The sequence below is a fragment of the Kocuria rosea genome, assembly GCF_006094695.1.
GTDB lineage: Bacteria > Actinomycetota > Actinomycetes > Actinomycetales > Micrococcaceae > Kocuria > Kocuria rosea.
The window spans coordinates 493989-509180 of record NZ_CP035103.1; the positions used below are offsets into that span (position 1 = coordinate 493989).

Annotated in this window: 13 protein-coding genes, 1 pseudogene and 1 other annotated feature; of the genes and pseudogenes, 8 read left to right on the forward strand and 6 right to left on the reverse strand. The window is 68.1% G+C overall.

What is annotated here, in order from left to right; all coding sequences use genetic code 11:
* The first annotated feature begins 6 nt into the window (after window positions 1–6).
* On the forward strand, window positions 7–1038 hold the full coding sequence (gene iolG, locus EQG70_RS02240; RefSeq protein ID WP_109221882.1) for an inositol 2-dehydrogenase: 1032 nt from the start codon (window positions 7–9) through the stop codon (window positions 1036–1038).
* 80 nt (window positions 1039–1118) lie between these two features.
* Entirely contained in the window at window positions 1119–2207 is a 1089-nt protein-coding gene (locus EQG70_RS02245) for a Gfo/Idh/MocA family protein (protein WP_109221881.1), read from the forward strand.
* Window positions 2208–2552: 345 nt separating this feature from the next.
* Here EQG70_RS02245 and EQG70_RS02250 read toward each other — a convergent pair whose 3' ends face one another.
* On the reverse strand, window positions 2553–3176 hold the full coding sequence (locus tag EQG70_RS02250; protein ID WP_242630530.1) for an HAD-IA family hydrolase: 624 nt from the start codon (window positions 3174–3176) through the stop codon (window positions 2553–2555).
* A gap of 282 nt (window positions 3177–3458) precedes the next feature.
* Window positions 3459–4946 carry an amidase gene (locus EQG70_RS02255; RefSeq protein WP_109269520.1) on the reverse strand — a complete coding sequence of 496 codons (1488 nt, stop codon included), beginning with the start codon at window positions 4944–4946 and terminating at the stop codon, window positions 3459–3461.
* Between the two features lie 338 nt (window positions 4947–5284).
* Here EQG70_RS02255 and cspE point away from each other — a divergent pair, with 338 nt between their 5' ends.
* Window positions 5285–5491 (forward strand): transcription antiterminator/RNA stability regulator CspE, encoded by a 207-nt coding sequence (cspE, locus tag EQG70_RS02260; protein WP_058874000.1) that lies wholly within the window; start codon window positions 5285–5287, stop codon window positions 5489–5491.
* A 572-nt stretch (window positions 5492–6063) separates the two neighbouring features.
* On the opposite strand, the gene EQG70_RS02265 is transcribed toward cspE, so the two are convergent.
* Window positions 6064–7197, reverse strand: coding sequence for an FUSC family protein (locus EQG70_RS02265; RefSeq protein ID WP_017834444.1), 1134 nt, complete (start codon window positions 7195–7197; stop codon window positions 6064–6066).
* A 129-nt stretch (window positions 7198–7326) separates the two neighbouring features.
* On the opposite strand from EQG70_RS02265, the gene EQG70_RS02270 reads away from it, so the two are divergent.
* From EQG70_RS02270 to EQG70_RS02285, 4 genes are all read left to right on the forward strand, one after another.
* Window positions 7327–7833, forward strand: coding sequence for a hypothetical protein (locus EQG70_RS02270; protein WP_017834445.1), 507 nt, complete (start codon window positions 7327–7329; stop codon window positions 7831–7833).
* A 199-nt stretch (window positions 7834–8032) separates the two neighbouring features.
* On the forward strand, window positions 8033–8332 hold the full coding sequence (locus tag EQG70_RS02275; RefSeq protein ID WP_138976444.1) for a hypothetical protein: 300 nt from the start codon (window positions 8033–8035) through the stop codon (window positions 8330–8332).
* Between the two features lie 42 nt (window positions 8333–8374).
* Window positions 8375–9609 (forward strand): IS3 family transposase gene (locus tag EQG70_RS02280; protein ID WP_244296552.1). Its coding sequence is split into 2 segments (ribosomal slippage): window positions 8375–8654 and window positions 8654–9609, totalling 1236 coding nucleotides; the frame shifts between segments, so codons are not numbered across the junction.
* Window positions 8653–8766: a sequence feature (AL1L pseudoknot), on the forward strand. Its footprint overlaps the gene before it by 114 nt.
* A gap of 164 nt (window positions 9610–9773) precedes the next feature.
* Window positions 9774–11000 carry a transposase gene (locus EQG70_RS02285; protein WP_208746244.1) on the forward strand — a complete coding sequence of 409 codons (1227 nt, stop codon included), beginning with the start codon at window positions 9774–9776 and terminating at the stop codon, window positions 10998–11000.
* 114 nt (window positions 11001–11114) lie between these two features.
* Here EQG70_RS02285 and EQG70_RS02290 read toward each other — a convergent pair.
* The 3 genes and pseudogenes from EQG70_RS02290 to EQG70_RS02300 all read right to left on the reverse strand — a co-directional run.
* Window positions 11115–12116: pseudogene (locus EQG70_RS02290) on the reverse strand (IS256 family transposase); the annotation flags it as partial.
* 92 nt (window positions 12117–12208) lie between these two features.
* Entirely contained in the window at window positions 12209–12940 is a 732-nt protein-coding gene (locus EQG70_RS02295; RefSeq protein WP_035925231.1) for a YcnI family copper-binding membrane protein, read from the reverse strand.
* Window positions 12941–13054: 114 nt separating this feature from the next.
* The gene (locus tag EQG70_RS02300) at window positions 13055–13669 is read right to left on the reverse strand and encodes a hypothetical protein (RefSeq protein WP_035925234.1); all 615 of its coding nucleotides are present in this window, start codon (window positions 13667–13669) and stop codon (window positions 13055–13057) included.
* Between the two features lie 250 nt (window positions 13670–13919).
* Between EQG70_RS02300 and EQG70_RS02305 the strand changes: the two genes are divergently transcribed.
* On the forward strand, window positions 13920–15143 hold the full coding sequence (locus tag EQG70_RS02305) for a copper resistance CopC/CopD family protein (protein WP_160291630.1): 1224 nt from the start codon (window positions 13920–13922) through the stop codon (window positions 15141–15143).
* Window positions 15144–15192: the final 49 nt, after the last annotated feature.

A 15192-nucleotide genomic window follows, 5' to 3' on the forward strand; every position in this document is an offset into this window, starting at 1 on the left:
CACACCATGTCCAACGACCGACGCCTGCGCCTGGCCCTGTTCGGCTCCGGGCGGATCGGGCAGGTCCACGCCCGCAACGTGGCCGCCAACCCCGACCTCGACCTGGTCCTGATCGCCGACCCCTTCATCGACGCCGCCCAGCGTCTGGCGGCGCAGACCGGCGCGCGGGCCGTGCAGGACCCCGCAGAGGTCTTCGCCGAGCCAGGCCTCGACGGGGTCATCATCGGCTCTCCCACCCCCACCCACGTCGACCTCATCACCCGTGCGGCCGCCCACGGGCTGGCCGTGCTGTGCGAGAAGCCCATCGACCTGGACATCGACACCGTCCGGGCCTGCCAGGAACAGATCAGCGGCCACACCGTGCCCATCATGCTCGGCTTCAACCGCCGCTTCGACCCCAATTTCGCCGAGGTCCGCGCCCGGGTGGAAGCCGGAGAGGTCGGGGCGCTGGAGCAGCTGATCATCACCAGCCGCGACCCCGCCCCGGCCCCGCGCGACTACATCGCCAGCTCCGGGGGCATCTTCCGGGACATGACCATCCACGACCTGGACATGGCCCGGTTCTTCGTCCCGGACATCGTGGAGGTCACCGCCGTGGGCGCCAACGTCTTCAGCGAGGAGATCAAGGAGCTCGACGACTACGACTCCGTCACCGTCACCCTGCGCGGCAGCGGCGGTGAGCTGATCACCATCATCAACTCCCGTCACTGCGCCTCCGGCTACGACCAGCGCCTGGAAGCCTTCGGCGCCACCGGCATGCTCACCGCCGGCAACGTCACCTCGACCACGGTGCGCAAGTCCGGTGCCACCGGGACCGAGGAAGCCGGCGCGTTCATGCCGTTCTTCCTCGAGCGCTACGGCCAGGCCTACCGGTCCGAACTGGACGCCTTCGCCCACTCCATCCGCACCGGCGCGCCCTGCTCACCCAGCTTCGACGACGGTGTCACCGCCCTGGTCCTGGCCAACGCCGCCGCCGAATCCGCGGCCACTGGCAAGAGCGTGACCGTGGCCCGGGCCGCCGCACCCAGCGCGGGCTGAACCGGCAGAACCCCTTTTTTCAGAGGCGCCCGTGTCACGGACGCCTTCCTGATCGACACGACGTGAGAGAAGAGAAAGACATGAAGACTTTGACCCTGGGGCTCGTCGGCGTCGGCCGGATCGGCCAGATGCACGCCCAGAACCTGCTGACCGTCCGGGACCAGGTCGCCGCCCGCGGCGTGCAGCTGGAGATCGTGCTCGCCGACGCCGACCCGCAGGCCGCCCGCCAGGTCGGTGACCGGCTGGGCCTGCGCGCCGCCGGCAGCCTCGAGGCGATGATCGGGGAGGGCATCGACGGGCTCATCATCGCCACCAACACCGCCACCCACCCCGATCTGATCCGCGCCGGGCTCGCCGCCGGGCTGCCGGTGTTCTGCGAGAAGCCCGTCTCCTCCGACGTCATCGGCGCGCTGCCCCTGCTCAAAGAGATCGAGGCCGCCTCCGGGGTCGTCCAGATCGGCCACCAGCGCCGCTTCGACGCGGGCTACCAGGAGGCCAAGCGCCGCTTCGAGGCCGGCGACCTCGGCTGGCTCCACAGCCTGCGGGCCGTGTCCGGGGACGCGTTCCCGCCCGCGGTGGAGTACCTGGCGAGCTCCGGGGGGATCTTCCGCGACATGAGCGTGCACGACTTCGACCTGATCCGCTGGCTGACCGGCCAGGAGATCGTCGAGGTCTACGCCCGCGGCACCAACAACGGGGACCCCGCCATCCGCGCGGTCGGTGACGTCGACACGGCCCAGGCCGTGCTCACCCTCGCCGACGGCACCCTCGCCACGGCCGCGGCCACCCGCTACAACGGGGCCGGCCACGATGTCCGCCTCGACGTCCAGGGATCCAAGGACACCCTGGTCGCCGGCCTCGACGACCGCTCCGCGCTGCGCTCCGCCGAACCCGAGGTGAACTTCCCGGCCGGGAAAGCCCACGCGACCTTCGCCGAGCGGTTCGCCGACGCCTACGTGGCCGAGCTGGTCGCCTTCGTCGAACTCGTCCTGGGCGAACGCGAGAACCCGTGCACCCCCTTCGACGCCGTCGCCGCCTCCCTCGTGGCCGACGCCGCCCAGCTCTCCCTCACCCGGGGTGAGCCGGTGGCCGTCCCGTCGCTGCGCGCGGTCCTCGACGGCACAGCCGAACCGGTCCCCGCCGTCGACCTGGTCCCGGTCCCCGCCTGAGAACCGCCCACCACAAGAACACCGTGAGGCGCCGCCCGGAGTGATCCCGGCGGCGCCTCACCGTCCTGCGCCACGGCCCCGCCCGGGCGGAAGACCAGCGCCAGCGCCCCGGTGGCGACACCCTCCCAGGCCGGCAAAAATCTCTTCCACTAATCCGTTGTCGGGGTGCGCGGTCGCCAGCAATTCAACGGGCACACCACCCGCCAGAGATTTTCCGTGCGCCTGCAAGTGAGGCGCTAATAGCCCGAGGAAATGATCGTGACGGAGACCCCTTTTCCTGCCGGACGCGGGGGCAGCCGCCACCCCGTCGTCAGTCGGCCTCCAGACAGGAGGCCAGAATTCGCCTCAATCCAAGAGGTGGAGTTCTTCCAACGCTGCGCGCAGGCTGACTGCGTCCGTGAATCGGAGTGCTGTGAAACCGAGTTCGTGCGCAGTGCGGACATTGCGAGGGGAATCATCAATGAACACGGTCTGGGTCGGCGTCAGCGCGAACCTTTCGATCAGCCGGTGAAAGATCGCCGGGTCCGGTTTGGCCAGCCCTTCCCGCCCGGAGACCATGATGGCTTCCAAGCGGTCGATCGTCGGGGCGCTGGTGGGGGCGTGATGGAAGGTCTCCGTGGACCAGTTGGTCAAGCCCAGCAGCCTCAGGTCCCCGAGCTCCAGCTCACCCACGATGTCCGCAACCCCCACCACCGGACCGGTCAGGGAACGATCAAACCTCTCGTAGTACTGCCTCATCAGACCACCATGGTCCTGGCACTTCCCCGCGGCCAGGGCAATGATCTCCTCACAAGGCACACCACTATCAGCCTTGGCGTTGAGCGAAAAGAAATCTGCATCCACGGCAAATCGATCCCATTGCTCCCGACTCATCCGGTCAGAAAAGGGAAGAAAAGGATCCCAGCCAACCATCACATTCCCAAGATCGAACACAACCGTAGTGTGTGACGCATGATGTGATTTCTTCACAAGGCAACCCTAAAATTCTCATTTTTCGCTGTCATATCACGACACCACCCAGCATAGATGGGGCCCACGGCGGGCAAAAACGCGTTCTCCCTCTGGTCCAAAAATCGGGCCATACAGGTTTCGGGCACGAGGAGGCCCATCAGCAGCACGCGCTCCGGCCCTGCACTCATGGCCGATTGGCCGGCCCGTGGAGGAACGGCAGGCGATTGAGCTGGAGCAGCTGCGTCCGCTTTACATATGGCCCGTTAGCGGCGGGCCGTGTTGCGGGGTTGGCCTACCGCGCTACAGGTTGCGTTGCCGGCAGCGGTCGTACGTGTCGGCCCAGGGTCGCAGCTTCTCGTAGGCGCCGCTGGCGGCCAGAACGTCACCGTCAGCGTACCGACGTCCCTGGATCTGCATGCCCACCGGCAGCTCGTCCACCAGCCCAGCAGGAATTGAAGCAGCCGGGTGGCCGGTGAAGTTGGTGAGGTAGGTCGGGCACCACCCGATGTACGGATCCACCTCCACGCCTTCCACCTCGGAGGGGCCGACGGTGGCCCCGGGCTCGTCCGCGTTGAGAACCGGCATCGCGCTGAGGGTCGGGCTGACCAGCAGATCGAAATCCGTGTAGACGGCCTGGATGGCGTCGCAGACGGCGGTGCGCATCACGTAGCCCTCGTTGAGCTCGGCCATCGACATGCCGTAGACGTGGTCGGCCCAGCGTAGGTATCCCTCCGGGAAGTCCTCGCGGTGATCAGCCAGGAGGTCCAGGCCGTTGCTCTTGAAGTTTTCGAAGGCGCCCACGTTGACCAGCATGATCTGTCGGCACCACAGGTCGCTGAGCTGGCGCTGGTCGTAGGGGATGTCGATGTTGACCTCTTCGACGATGGCGCCGGCGTCTCGGAAGACCTGCACCGCCCGGTCGACGACCTCCCGGATGCGGCGATCGACCGGGAAGATGCCGAAGTCGGGGGTGTAGGCGATCCGCATGCCTGAGATGTCCCGGCCCACGTCGGTGGTGAAGTCGTGTGGGCCGTCGTCGAGACTGAAGAGGTCACGGGGGTCGTGTCCGGAAATTGCGTTGAGTACCAGGGCGGCGTCTTCGACGGTGCGGGTGAGCGGGCCCTCGAACAGGAACGGCATCGTGCTGCCGAAGGCGTTGGGGCGTACTACGGAGGGGACGCGGCCGAAGGATGCCTTGTACCCGTAGAGACCGCACCAGGCGGCCGGGATGCGGATGGAGCCTCCGCCGTCCGTGCCTTCCGCGAACGGCACCAGTCCGTCAGCCACGGCTGCTGCGCTACCACCGGAGGAGCCGCCGGTGTTCCTGGAGGTGTCGAACGGATTACGGGTGGCACCGAACAAGGGGTTGTCGCAGGCTCCGCGGTAGCCCATGACCGGTGAGTTCGTCTTGCCCACGATCACCGCTCCGGCTTTCTCCACCCGTTCGGCGAAGACGCAGTAGCTGTCCAGGGAGAAATCTTTCAGTGCCCGCACCCCACCGAAGGTGGCAGGCCATCCAGGCTTGAAGTCGAACAAGTCCTTGATGGCGGTCGGAACCCCGTGCAGGACACCCAGCTCGGCGCCGGAGCGCACCACCTCATCGGCATCCTTCGCGGCTTTCCGGGCATCGTCGAAGCCCTTGTATACGAAGGCGTTCAGGCTCGGGTTGCGCTTCTCGATCCGGTCGATGCAAATGTCGATGAGCTCGACAGAGGTGAGCTCTTGTTCACGCACCCGGCGTGCGAGTTCTGCTGCGCTGACGTAGGCGAAATCGGATTCGGTAAGCATGGTGGCCCCTTGCGATGCGACATCGTTGTCAATTCGCATCCTATGGACCAGCCCTGGTGCCGCCAAGGGTTCCTCAGTGGGCGTATGAACAGGCATGTCGTCGTGGTGGGGCACCCGCATCATGGTCGCGACTGGGGGTGTCTGCCGTCACTGCGCATCCGGGCCGACCCGCGTACAGTAGGACCCAGTTGTTGAAGTTTCGTTTTTCGCATTTCAAGCAGTTCGCCCGACCGCCGGGTGCAGCAGTTGTTCTGAGAAGACGTTCATGGCAGGCATCGCAACGCCCGAGCACCCCGATCGCCGGGGACGCTCCGTTTTTTCAGAAAGGTAGGTCACTCATGACTACTGGCACCGTGAAGTGGTTCAACGCCGACAAGGGCTTCGGCTTCATCACCCCCGAGGACGGCTCCAAGGACGTGTTCGCGCACTTCTCCGCGATCAACTCCGGCGGCTTCCGCTCCCTGGAGGAGAACCAGCGCGTGGAGTTCGAGACCCAGGACGGCCCCAAGGGCCCCCAGGCCGCGAATATCACCGTCATCTCCTGATGACGCACTGATCTCCATTTGAGATCTTCGACGTCCGCCTGAACGGCGGCGTCACCGTGAGGAAGCGCCCCCCGGCACCGCCGGGGGGCGCTTCCTGCTTTGCCGCTCACTCCCGCTGCGGTGGTGCTGAAACTTCGCCACCGGTGCGACACCCCAGGCGGTGTCGCGCACTCAGCAGACGGCCTCACGCACTCCGGCCCGAGCCAATAAGGACATGCCCTCTTACATCTAGGGCAGACCCGGCAGGACGCCTCACCGGTCGAGAACGCCGGGCGTTCCCCCGGCCGGTGGAGTCCCGAGCGGGAACGCCCCGAGGACGACGAGGTGGTCCTCACCTACACGAGCGAGTCCGCCTGCCGGCGCGTGAGCTGACGCCGCGGATCGGGCGCAGCGGGGCGCGGGTCGACGACGACCGTTCAGCAACCCCCCGAGGGCACACGACGGAGGAGGTTGCACCCGCCCCCGTGCTGCGGGTGATGTTGTCGATCGCGGCGATCCGATCGGCGTCGAAGGCATGCGGATCCCCGATGTGAAGGCCGTGAACGCCGAACGCCACTCGAGCACCGTGTCGGCTAGTGGAGCTTCGGCAGGTAGCCGGACGCCGTCCGGTGCCTCATCCCGGTCGCCTCCAGCAGATCCACCACCAGCGGCCGCAGCAGCAGGATCGCGCCTTCGCCCTGCAGACCCCGGACCCCCAGCGGGTCCGGATGCAACCTGGCAGCCACCGCGATCAGCTCGTCCCGGGTCCGGCGCATGTCCAGTTCCGAGCCTCCTCCGGCGTCGGCTTCGGTGAGGGCGCGGCCGAAGGTCTCCACCGCGTCCGCGGTGTCGATCAGCAGCCCGTGCAGGGAGTCCATGGCTTCCTCGCTCAGAGCGGCGTTGTTGATGGCCGAGGCGAGTCGTCGCACCAGCGCGTCGCTGTTGCGGACGGCGAGCTCGATGAAGTCCAGTGACCGGTTCAGGTCTTCCAGTTCGGTGCGATGTCGTCGATAGGCCGGCGCCAGCCGGGCGACTTCCTGGGCTGAATTCAATGATTCCTGCAGCGTGTCGACCAGGGGTTGGGCTTTCCGGATCCTCACCAGGGCGTGCCAGGCCGGTGTCGCGTCGTTGGTTTCCAACGCGACGGCGGCCCTCTGCAGGACCTTGGCTAGCTCGGCCAGCACCCGCCGGACGTTCGCGTGGGGTTCACGCCGGGGATCGCGGGGCACCAGCGCTGTGATCAGCAGAGCCACGGAGCCTCCCACGATGGCATCCACGCTGCGGGTGAAAGGCCCTCCTGCCGGGACCGGCAGCAGCACCACAAGGACCGACTGAATCGCCATCTGGGTGGAGAACAGCGACCCACTGTCCAGGAAGCGGGCCAGCAAAATGGCCGTCAACAGCACCGCGGAGGCCTGCCACAGGCCCGCGTCGAGCACCTTCAGCAGGAGATCCCCCACCAGGATGCCGACGGTGCACCCGATGGCCACTTCCAGTACTCGGCGCAGCCGCGGGTCATGCGAAAAGCCCATAACGATGATGGCTGACGTCGCCGCGAAGATCGGACCTTCGTGGCCAAACAGCTCCTGGGCAATGGCGAAAGCCGCGATTCCACCCGCGGTCATCTGAACGGCGTGCCAAAAGGACTTCCGGACCCGGCGTACACCCGACCGCACCCGGGTCCGGAGCAGACGGGGAAGATCCCTGGGCCACGACATGGCCGACATGGCCTCAGTGTAGGACTAGCTGCTGCTCGGCCGAGTCCCATGAGGTGTCCCCGGAAACAGCAAAGTAGACTTGTTCTTTCTGTGAGCGGACTCGCACGGAGTGTCCTCTCCCGAGCGGCTGGAGGAGCCATGTTCAGGCCGGAGACGCCGAGTGAAGAGATCGAGCAGCACGTCGAAGCGGTGATGACGGAGCTCGTCGAGGAACTGGACCACTGGGTCCAGCAGGACCATGTTCCGGACGGTGCCGATGACCGGGCCTATGTGCAGGCGTTCTCCGATGTGCGGGACAACAGCAACCGCGACCAGGTGGCGCTGCTGCACGCGGCGGTGGCCAGGCCTCATCTGGCCGAGTCCCTGGTCCAGCTCAATCGCCGGATGGACCGGGAGGATCTGGATCCGGGACACCCGGCGGGCATCATCGGGGTGATCGTGCGGCTGGCCATGGACGGATTGTGGGTCAGCGACATCCTCGACTCCACCCGTTTCGACGATGGTGAGCGCCGCAGGATCACAGGCATCCTCACTGCCCTGACCTATCTGGGTGACGAACGGTTGGAGGAGGTGCTTGCCGAGGCCGCACCCGGTGACAGCGGATCCCGCGCGGGGAGATCGATCCTCTCGGAGGACGGGAACTAGGACACGATCCGGCCTCCTGCCCGCCGCTCTGGGTACGGACCACTTCGGGGTCAATGGGTCTGGACGGCACGTCCGTGACGCGTCCCGGGAGACCCATGGTGTCTCCGTTCTCCTGGTTCCGTCGGCGGCGACGCCGGCTCACGACCGGTGCCGCCCCCGCGGTTCGCCTTACCACCGGCGGGACACTATGGTCGGAGCAGTGCTGCCCTTCGGGCGCGACCGGCGCGCTGATGGGGCGGAGACCACCACCCCGCCCCGTCAGGAGAGCCACCCGAGACAGGCGATCCGACAGAAAGAGCGCCTGTTGAGCCACCGTTCCGCCCACCCTGTTCAGCCTTGGGACCCCCTCGACCTCCATGATGCCGAGGAGATCTATCTGGAGCCCACCGCCGGCTTCCCCGCAGACCTGTCGCGGCTGGCCCTCTCGGAGCTGCAGGTGCTGCACAGCAGGCTCTGCCGCCAGCTCAACCGTGATCATCTGCAGCATCTTGTCCCGTGACGGGTCTGTTGGAGGCTTTCATTCCACGGAAGGATGAGAGTCATGGGAGCACCGAGGAAGTACCCGGATGAGTTGCGTGAGCGCGCCACCCGGATGGCGGTGGAGGCCCGACGGGACCCAGCGACGAAGGCCGGGGCGCTGGCGCGGATCGGGCAGCAGCTGGGGATCAACCCGGAGACGCTGCGGAACTGGGTCAGACAGGCCGAGGTCGACGAGGGATACCGGCCGGGCACCACCACTGATGACGCCCAGCGGCTGGCCGAGCTCGAAAGAGAAGTTCGGGAGCTCCGCAGGGCCAACGCCATCCTGCGGTCGGCCTCGGCTTTCTTCGCGGCGGAGCTCGACCGCCCACACCACAGGTAGTGGCCTACATCGACGCCCACAAGGGCGAGTACGGGGTCGAGCCGATCTGCAAGGTTCTGCAGGTCGCCCCGAGCACCTATTACGCCGCCAAGACCCGCCCGCCCTCAGCGCGATCGGTCAGCGACGCGGCCACGACCGCGGTCATCGCCAAGGTGCATGCGGAGAACTACGGGGTGTACGGGGTCACCAAGGTCCACGCCGAGCTGCGCCGGAACGGCCATCAGGTGGCCAGGTGCACGGTGCACCGGCTCATGAGGGCGGCGGGTCTGCGTGGGGTCATTCGGGCCAAGGGCCCGCGCACCACGGTGGCCGGCACCGGACCGGAGACCCGCCCGGACCTGGTGGAACGATCTTTCACCGCCGCCGCCCCGGACCGGCTGTGGGTCGCCGACATCACGTATTGCAGAACGTTCGCCGGCTGGGTATACGCCGCCTTCGTCATTGACGTGTTCTCCCGGCGGGTGGTGGGGTGGCAGCTGTCGACCTCCCTGCGCACGGACCTGGCTCTGGACGCCCTCGAGATGGGGTTGTGGACCCGATCCCATGACGGCCATGACACCAGCGGGGTCGTGCATCATTCGGATAAGGGCGTTCAGTATGTCGCGGTGCGCTACACCCAGCGCCTGGCCGAGGCGGGGGCGGTGGCCTCGGTGGGATCCACTGGCGATTCGTACGACAACGCCCTCGCTGAGGCGTTCAACTCGCTGTTCAAGGCCGAGCTGATTCGCAACAAGGGCCCCTGGAAGTCGATCGAGGACCTGGAGATCGCGGTGGCCGAGTACGTCGACTGGTTCAATTACCGGCGCCTGCACGGAGAGATCGGGCTCGTGCCCCCGGCCGAGTTCGAGGACGCCTACTATCGTCACCACACCGCCCCGGCGACCGCCGGAGCGGCACTATCAAGCCTCCACTGAACCCGTCACGGGACAGACTGTTGGTCTTCGCGTACTGCCAAGGGGTGCGGTCCTCGAGGCAGATCGAACGGATGTGTCTCACTGACGTGGCGTTTAGGGTGTTGTGCGCCCAGGACGGCCCGGACCACACCACGATCGCCAGGTTCCGCGCCGATTCTCAGAACGTGTTCACGGAGTTGTTCGCGCAGGTCTTGATGATCGCCGCCCGAGCCGGGCTGGGCCGGTTCGGCACGGTCGCAATCGACGGCACCAAGATCGCAGCTAACGCCTCGATCGATGCCAACCGTGGCCAGGACTGGTTCGACCGGCACGTGGCGGGCGTGGTCGCCGAGGCCGAGGCGGCGGACCGGGCCGAGGACGCTGCAGCGGGTGATGGGGATGGCGATGAGCGCCCGGATCGGGTGCCCGCGGCCTTGGGGGATCGCACCCGGCGGCAGGAGAGGATCCAGCAGGCCGCCGAAGAGCTCAAAGTCCAGCAGCAACGACGCACGAGGGCCCAGGCCGAGCACGAGGCCGCCGCGTTGGCGAGGCGCCGCCGCTCGGAGCAGGGGCAGCCGGTGGTCGGCCGGATCCCGAACGGGCCGCACCGGCTGGCCGAGGCACGGGCGCACCTGGACCGGGAGATCACCTCCCATCAGGCGAAACTGGACCGGTACGCCGCCCTGATCGCGGCCGGGAGGAAACCGATGGGGCGTCCGCCGGTGGCGATGGCCGACAGCACGAGGGTGGCGCGGGCCCGGCGCGTCGTGGCCAACGCCGAGGCCGCAGTGGAGCCGGTCCCGGACGGGAAGGGGCTGCCGAAGGTCGTGGCGAACACCACCGACCCGCAGTCGCGGATCATGCCGACCCGCCGAGGATTCCTGCAGGGATACAACGCCCAGGTCGCGGTCACCAGCGATCAACTCATCGTCGCGGTGCAAGTGGGACAGACCCCGAACGACCAAGCCTGCTTCGCTCCCATGATGGACGCCGCCCAGTGCGCGGCTACCCGGATGCACGCCCACACCGGCAACCCCGATCATCTGGTGGGCACCGTGCTGGCCGACGCCGGGTACAACAGTGATGCCAACCTCACCGCTGCAGGGCCGGACCGGTTGATCGCCTTGGGCAAGCGGCGCGACGACCAGCGCGCCGCAGCTCAGGAACCGGCACACGGGCCGCCCTCAGCGGAGGCGACCCCGCGTGAGGCCAACGCCCACCGGCTACGCACCCGTGAAGGCCGTGATCTCTACAAGCGTCGGGGCGCGACGGTGGAACCCGGCATCGGCAACCTGAAGAAGATCATCGACCGGTTCTCCCGCCGCGGCCTCGAGCACGCCACCAACGAGCTACACCTGGCCGCCACAGCGTTCAACATCCTCAAGATCCACCGAGCAACCCCCACAGCCTGAAGGCCTGGGTCCTTGGACCCCTATCCCCGGCACGGTCCTGGGCCGGTCCCTCGTCCTCATCGCCTCGGATCAGCCTCGGACCAGCCCCTGCAGGCCGATTCTGCAACAGGCTCCGTACTCCAGGAACGGCACGAACTCCGCCCAGGAGGACTCCCACAGCTGCACGATCGCCGGATACCGCTGGCCCCACTCGGCCTTGAACTCGGCGAACCGGTCCTTGGCCGCGGCCTCGGACGGGGCGGTGTAGACCGGTTTGAGGGCCTTGACGATCCCGTCACGGTGCTGGCGGCCGGCGTAACGGAAGGAGTTGCGGATCAGGTGCACGATGCACTGCTGAACCACCGTCTGCGTCCAGGTGGTGCTGATCGCCTCCGGCAGGCCCTTGAGCCCGTCGCAGACGGCGATGAGCACGTCCTCGACGCCCCGGTTCTTCAGCTCGGAGAAGACCTGCAGCCAGAACCGGGCGCCTTCGGCGCCGTCGCCGGCCCAGATCCCGAGGATGTCGCGTTCTCCGTGCACGGTCACGCCCATAACGACGTAGAACGGCGTGTTGCGCACCTGCCCGTCGCGGACCTTCACCACGATCGCATCGACGAAGAGCACCGGATAGAGCGGGTCCAGCGGACGCGAAGACCACTCGGCCAGCTCACCGGCGACCTTCTCGGTGATCCGGCTGATGGTGTCCTTGGAGACCTTCGCCCCGTAGACCTCCTCGAAGTGCGCCGCGATCTCACCGGTCGTCAGCCCGCGGGCCGACAGCGAGAGGACGATCTGGTCGATCCCATCCAGACGCCGCTTGCGCTTGGGCACGATCACCGGCTCGAAGGACCCGTCCCGGTCCCGGGGCACCTCGATCTCGACCGGGCCGATCTCGGTCAGCACGGTCTTCGACCTCGTGCCGTTGCGCATGTTGGCCGCGATCGGCGTCTGCCCGTGGTCGTGACCGAGGTGTTCGGTCAGTTCGGCTTCCAGGGCGGTTTCCAGCACGTTCTTCGTCAGCTGGTTCAGCAGCCCGCCCGGGCCGACCAGGCTCACGCCCTGCTCCTTCGCCTGGGCAAGCAGCCGCTCGGCGAGGTCCTTCTGATCGATGATCTCTCCCGTCACGGGATCGATCATCATGCCTGTCATCTCGGTCGTGGACTCTGACACGGCCGTCTCCTTTCGGATCAGGCCGGACCCTCACACACCGTTGTTCTTACAGTCCCGGGTCAGCCGCGGTGGCGGGTTCGGAGCAGGGCGGTCACCCCGGCGGCCAGTCCGAGCAGCCCGGCGATGAGTCCGGCCCACCCCAGGGTGTTGCCGCCTTCCGTGGTGGTGGCGGTGTTCTCGGCGGCTGCGGTCGTGGGCTCTGTCGTGCCGTGGCCGTGGGCGTCGGCGGCTGCTTCCGTAATGGTCACAGAGGGGGCGGGGCGCTCGGGCTCTTCCTGGCCCTCGGTGGCCGGCTGGTCCCAGGCGACAGTGCGCCCGTCGGTGTAGGTCTGGGAGACCGGCAGCAGTATCTGCTTGCCCTCTTCCTCAGGCAGGGGGCCGACGGAGATGGTGAAGGTCTGGAACTCGCCGGGGTCGATTGCGTGATTCTCCTCGTCAGCGGTCCAGGTGATGGTGGAGGCGGCCTTGGTGATCGCCCCTTCCCCGACCTGGACCGGTTCCGGCAGTTCCGCCTCGGTGATCTCAGCAGTCCAGCCATCCACGGGCTTGGTCCGCACGGAGGCGAAGGGGGTGTCCTCGGGCAGGGTCAGCTCGAGCTTGTTGGTGGAGGCGGTGTCGGACTCGGTGGGCACCGAGAAGGTGATCTGGGTGTAGCCGCCGGCCGCGGTGGAGGTCGCGTTCGCCGTGACGTGGGCGGCGGCCGGGGACAGGCCCAGAGCCGTGAGCCCGGCGGCGACCGCCAGGGCGGACGTGCCTGTGATCAGGCGCGGGGAGGTGAGGGTGTTCGTCATGGGGTGGGTGCCTTTCAGCGCACGCCACCGTGTTCCGGTGGCGCTGGGGAAACGTTGGGGTCCTCGAGGCCGGGCGCCGCGGAGCACCCCGGGGTCTCACACCCGGTCGGTGGTTCACGGCAGCGCAGCGGCAGGGGGGCCACGCACCTGGTCCTGGCGCAGCCCGCGCCACACCAGCACAGGATGGTCCGCGGTCGGCATCAACGGCCGTGCGGCGGCGGGAGGAGAGGCTGGGCGGATGAGGCCGAGGAGTGGGCGCAGCCACTCCAGGGCCAGCCACAGCGCCTTCTCGGCCCGGGTGATCACCGCGGCGGTGGCCACCACCGCTAGCACGTGCCCGGCCAGCATGACCATCCCCTGTCCTGAGGGGACGTGATGGCCTGCCTCCAGCACCGACCCGGTCGGACAGACGAAGGCCGACCCCGGGCCGAGGTGGGTGCTGTGGTGGCTGCCGGCGACCGGAGCGCAGGCAGGCACGGCGGAGGTCAGCAGGAATGCTTCGTGCAAGCCCCACTGGGCCGCTGCGAGGAGCACGACCACACGCCTCAGGGTCAGCTGGCGCCCGCTGGCCCAGGCGACCGGGCCCAGGACTGCCGCAGCCAGTCCGGCCAGAACGACCACGGGTGGCAGGGCGCCACCACCGGCCAGGTGCCCGGCCCCGGCCAGGGAGAGAACCACGGCCGTGACCAGCAGCGAACGCAGAAGGCGCAGCGGGGCACGCTGTTCCATTCCCTGCTCCTTGCTCGTGCATGGTCGCCGGCCGGGGCGCCGCGGCGGTGCTGCCCACTGTATCTACCGGCCACGCCATGCAACCGGGAAGGCAGCCGGGCCTGCGGTGGTGCCGCGCTATTGCGGGTGCGCGGGCCGGGTTAGGGTTCAGCCCATGCGGACCACCGGCGCCGGGATCACGGCGGGGAGACAGCCCGTGCAGGCACGAGGCTCTCGCCGGTCCCTGCTGGTGTTGCTGACGAGCCTGGTCGTGTTGGTCCTTATCGTCCTGGGGGCACCGGCGGCGGTGGCGCACACGGAGCTCACTGGCACGACCCCGGGTGAGGGCGAGGTCCTGGCGCAGGCGCCGGCCACCATCACGCTGTCCTTTAACGAACCCGTCGGCGCTTCGGCTGAGACCGTCCAGGTGTACACCCCTGCCGGGGATCCGGTGGCGGGGCAGGTCCAGGCCTTGGACTCCACCGTGACGATGACTCCGGCAACGACCCTGGGTTCCGGGACGCACACGGTGGTGTGGCGGGTGACCTCGGCCGACGGGCATCCGATCTCCGGGTCCTTCACCTTCTCGGTGAGCGCCCCGAGCACCACCGCTGTCACCGTTGCCGATGACGATCCACTGCCGCAGGCGATGATCGCCGCCCAGACTGTGACCTACCTCGGGGTCTTCGCCGCGGCCGGTCTGGTGGTGTTCGAGGTCCTCTTCTTCACCCTCAGCCCCGGCGTGGCCGCGGCCACCCGCCGGTGGTTGCACCGCCTGGCCTACCTGGCCGCCGCGGTCGCCGTGCTGGGGGCGATGTCCTCGGTCCTGGTCGCCGGCAGGTGGCAGGACGCGGCCGTCCCGGGCCCGCTCACCGATCCGGTCCTGGCCGCCGTCCTAACCGTGGTTGGGGTGCTGGCTGCCGTGCTGGCGGCCCCCCGCGCCACCGGAGGCCCCCGTACGTCCATGGGGCGGATCGTGGCCCTGGCCGGTGCGATCGTGGCCGGTCTGTCCTTGGTCGTCACCGGCCACACCCGCAGTGTCGAGCCGGGATGGCTGGTCGTCACCGCCGATGCCGTGCACGTCGCCGCCGGCATCACTTGGGTCGGCGGACTACTGGGGCTGATCATCGTCCTGGGACGGACCTCCGACACTCCGGCCCCTGACGCAGCCACGGTCCTGGCCCGCTTCTCCGCCGCGGCGGGGTGGGTGGTTGCCGCTGTGGCCGCCACGGGGCTGATCCTGGGGTGGCGGATTCTCGGCAGTGGGCAGGCGCTGGTGTCCACCGGATACGGCCAGCTGCTGCTGATCAAGGTCACCCTCGTGCTGCTCGTGGTCTTCGTCGCAGCGTGGAACCGCTACGTGCTCCTGCCCCGCGTGCTCACCGGAGACGACTCCAGCGCCATGGGCTCCATGCGATCAGCGATCCAGGGCGAGGCCGTGATCCTAGGGTTGGTCCTGCTGGTCACCGGCGTCCTCACCTCCCTGAGCCCCTGACAGCATTGGCGGTTTCGGACAGGTGAGTTGCCTGCGCGCTGGATCGTGG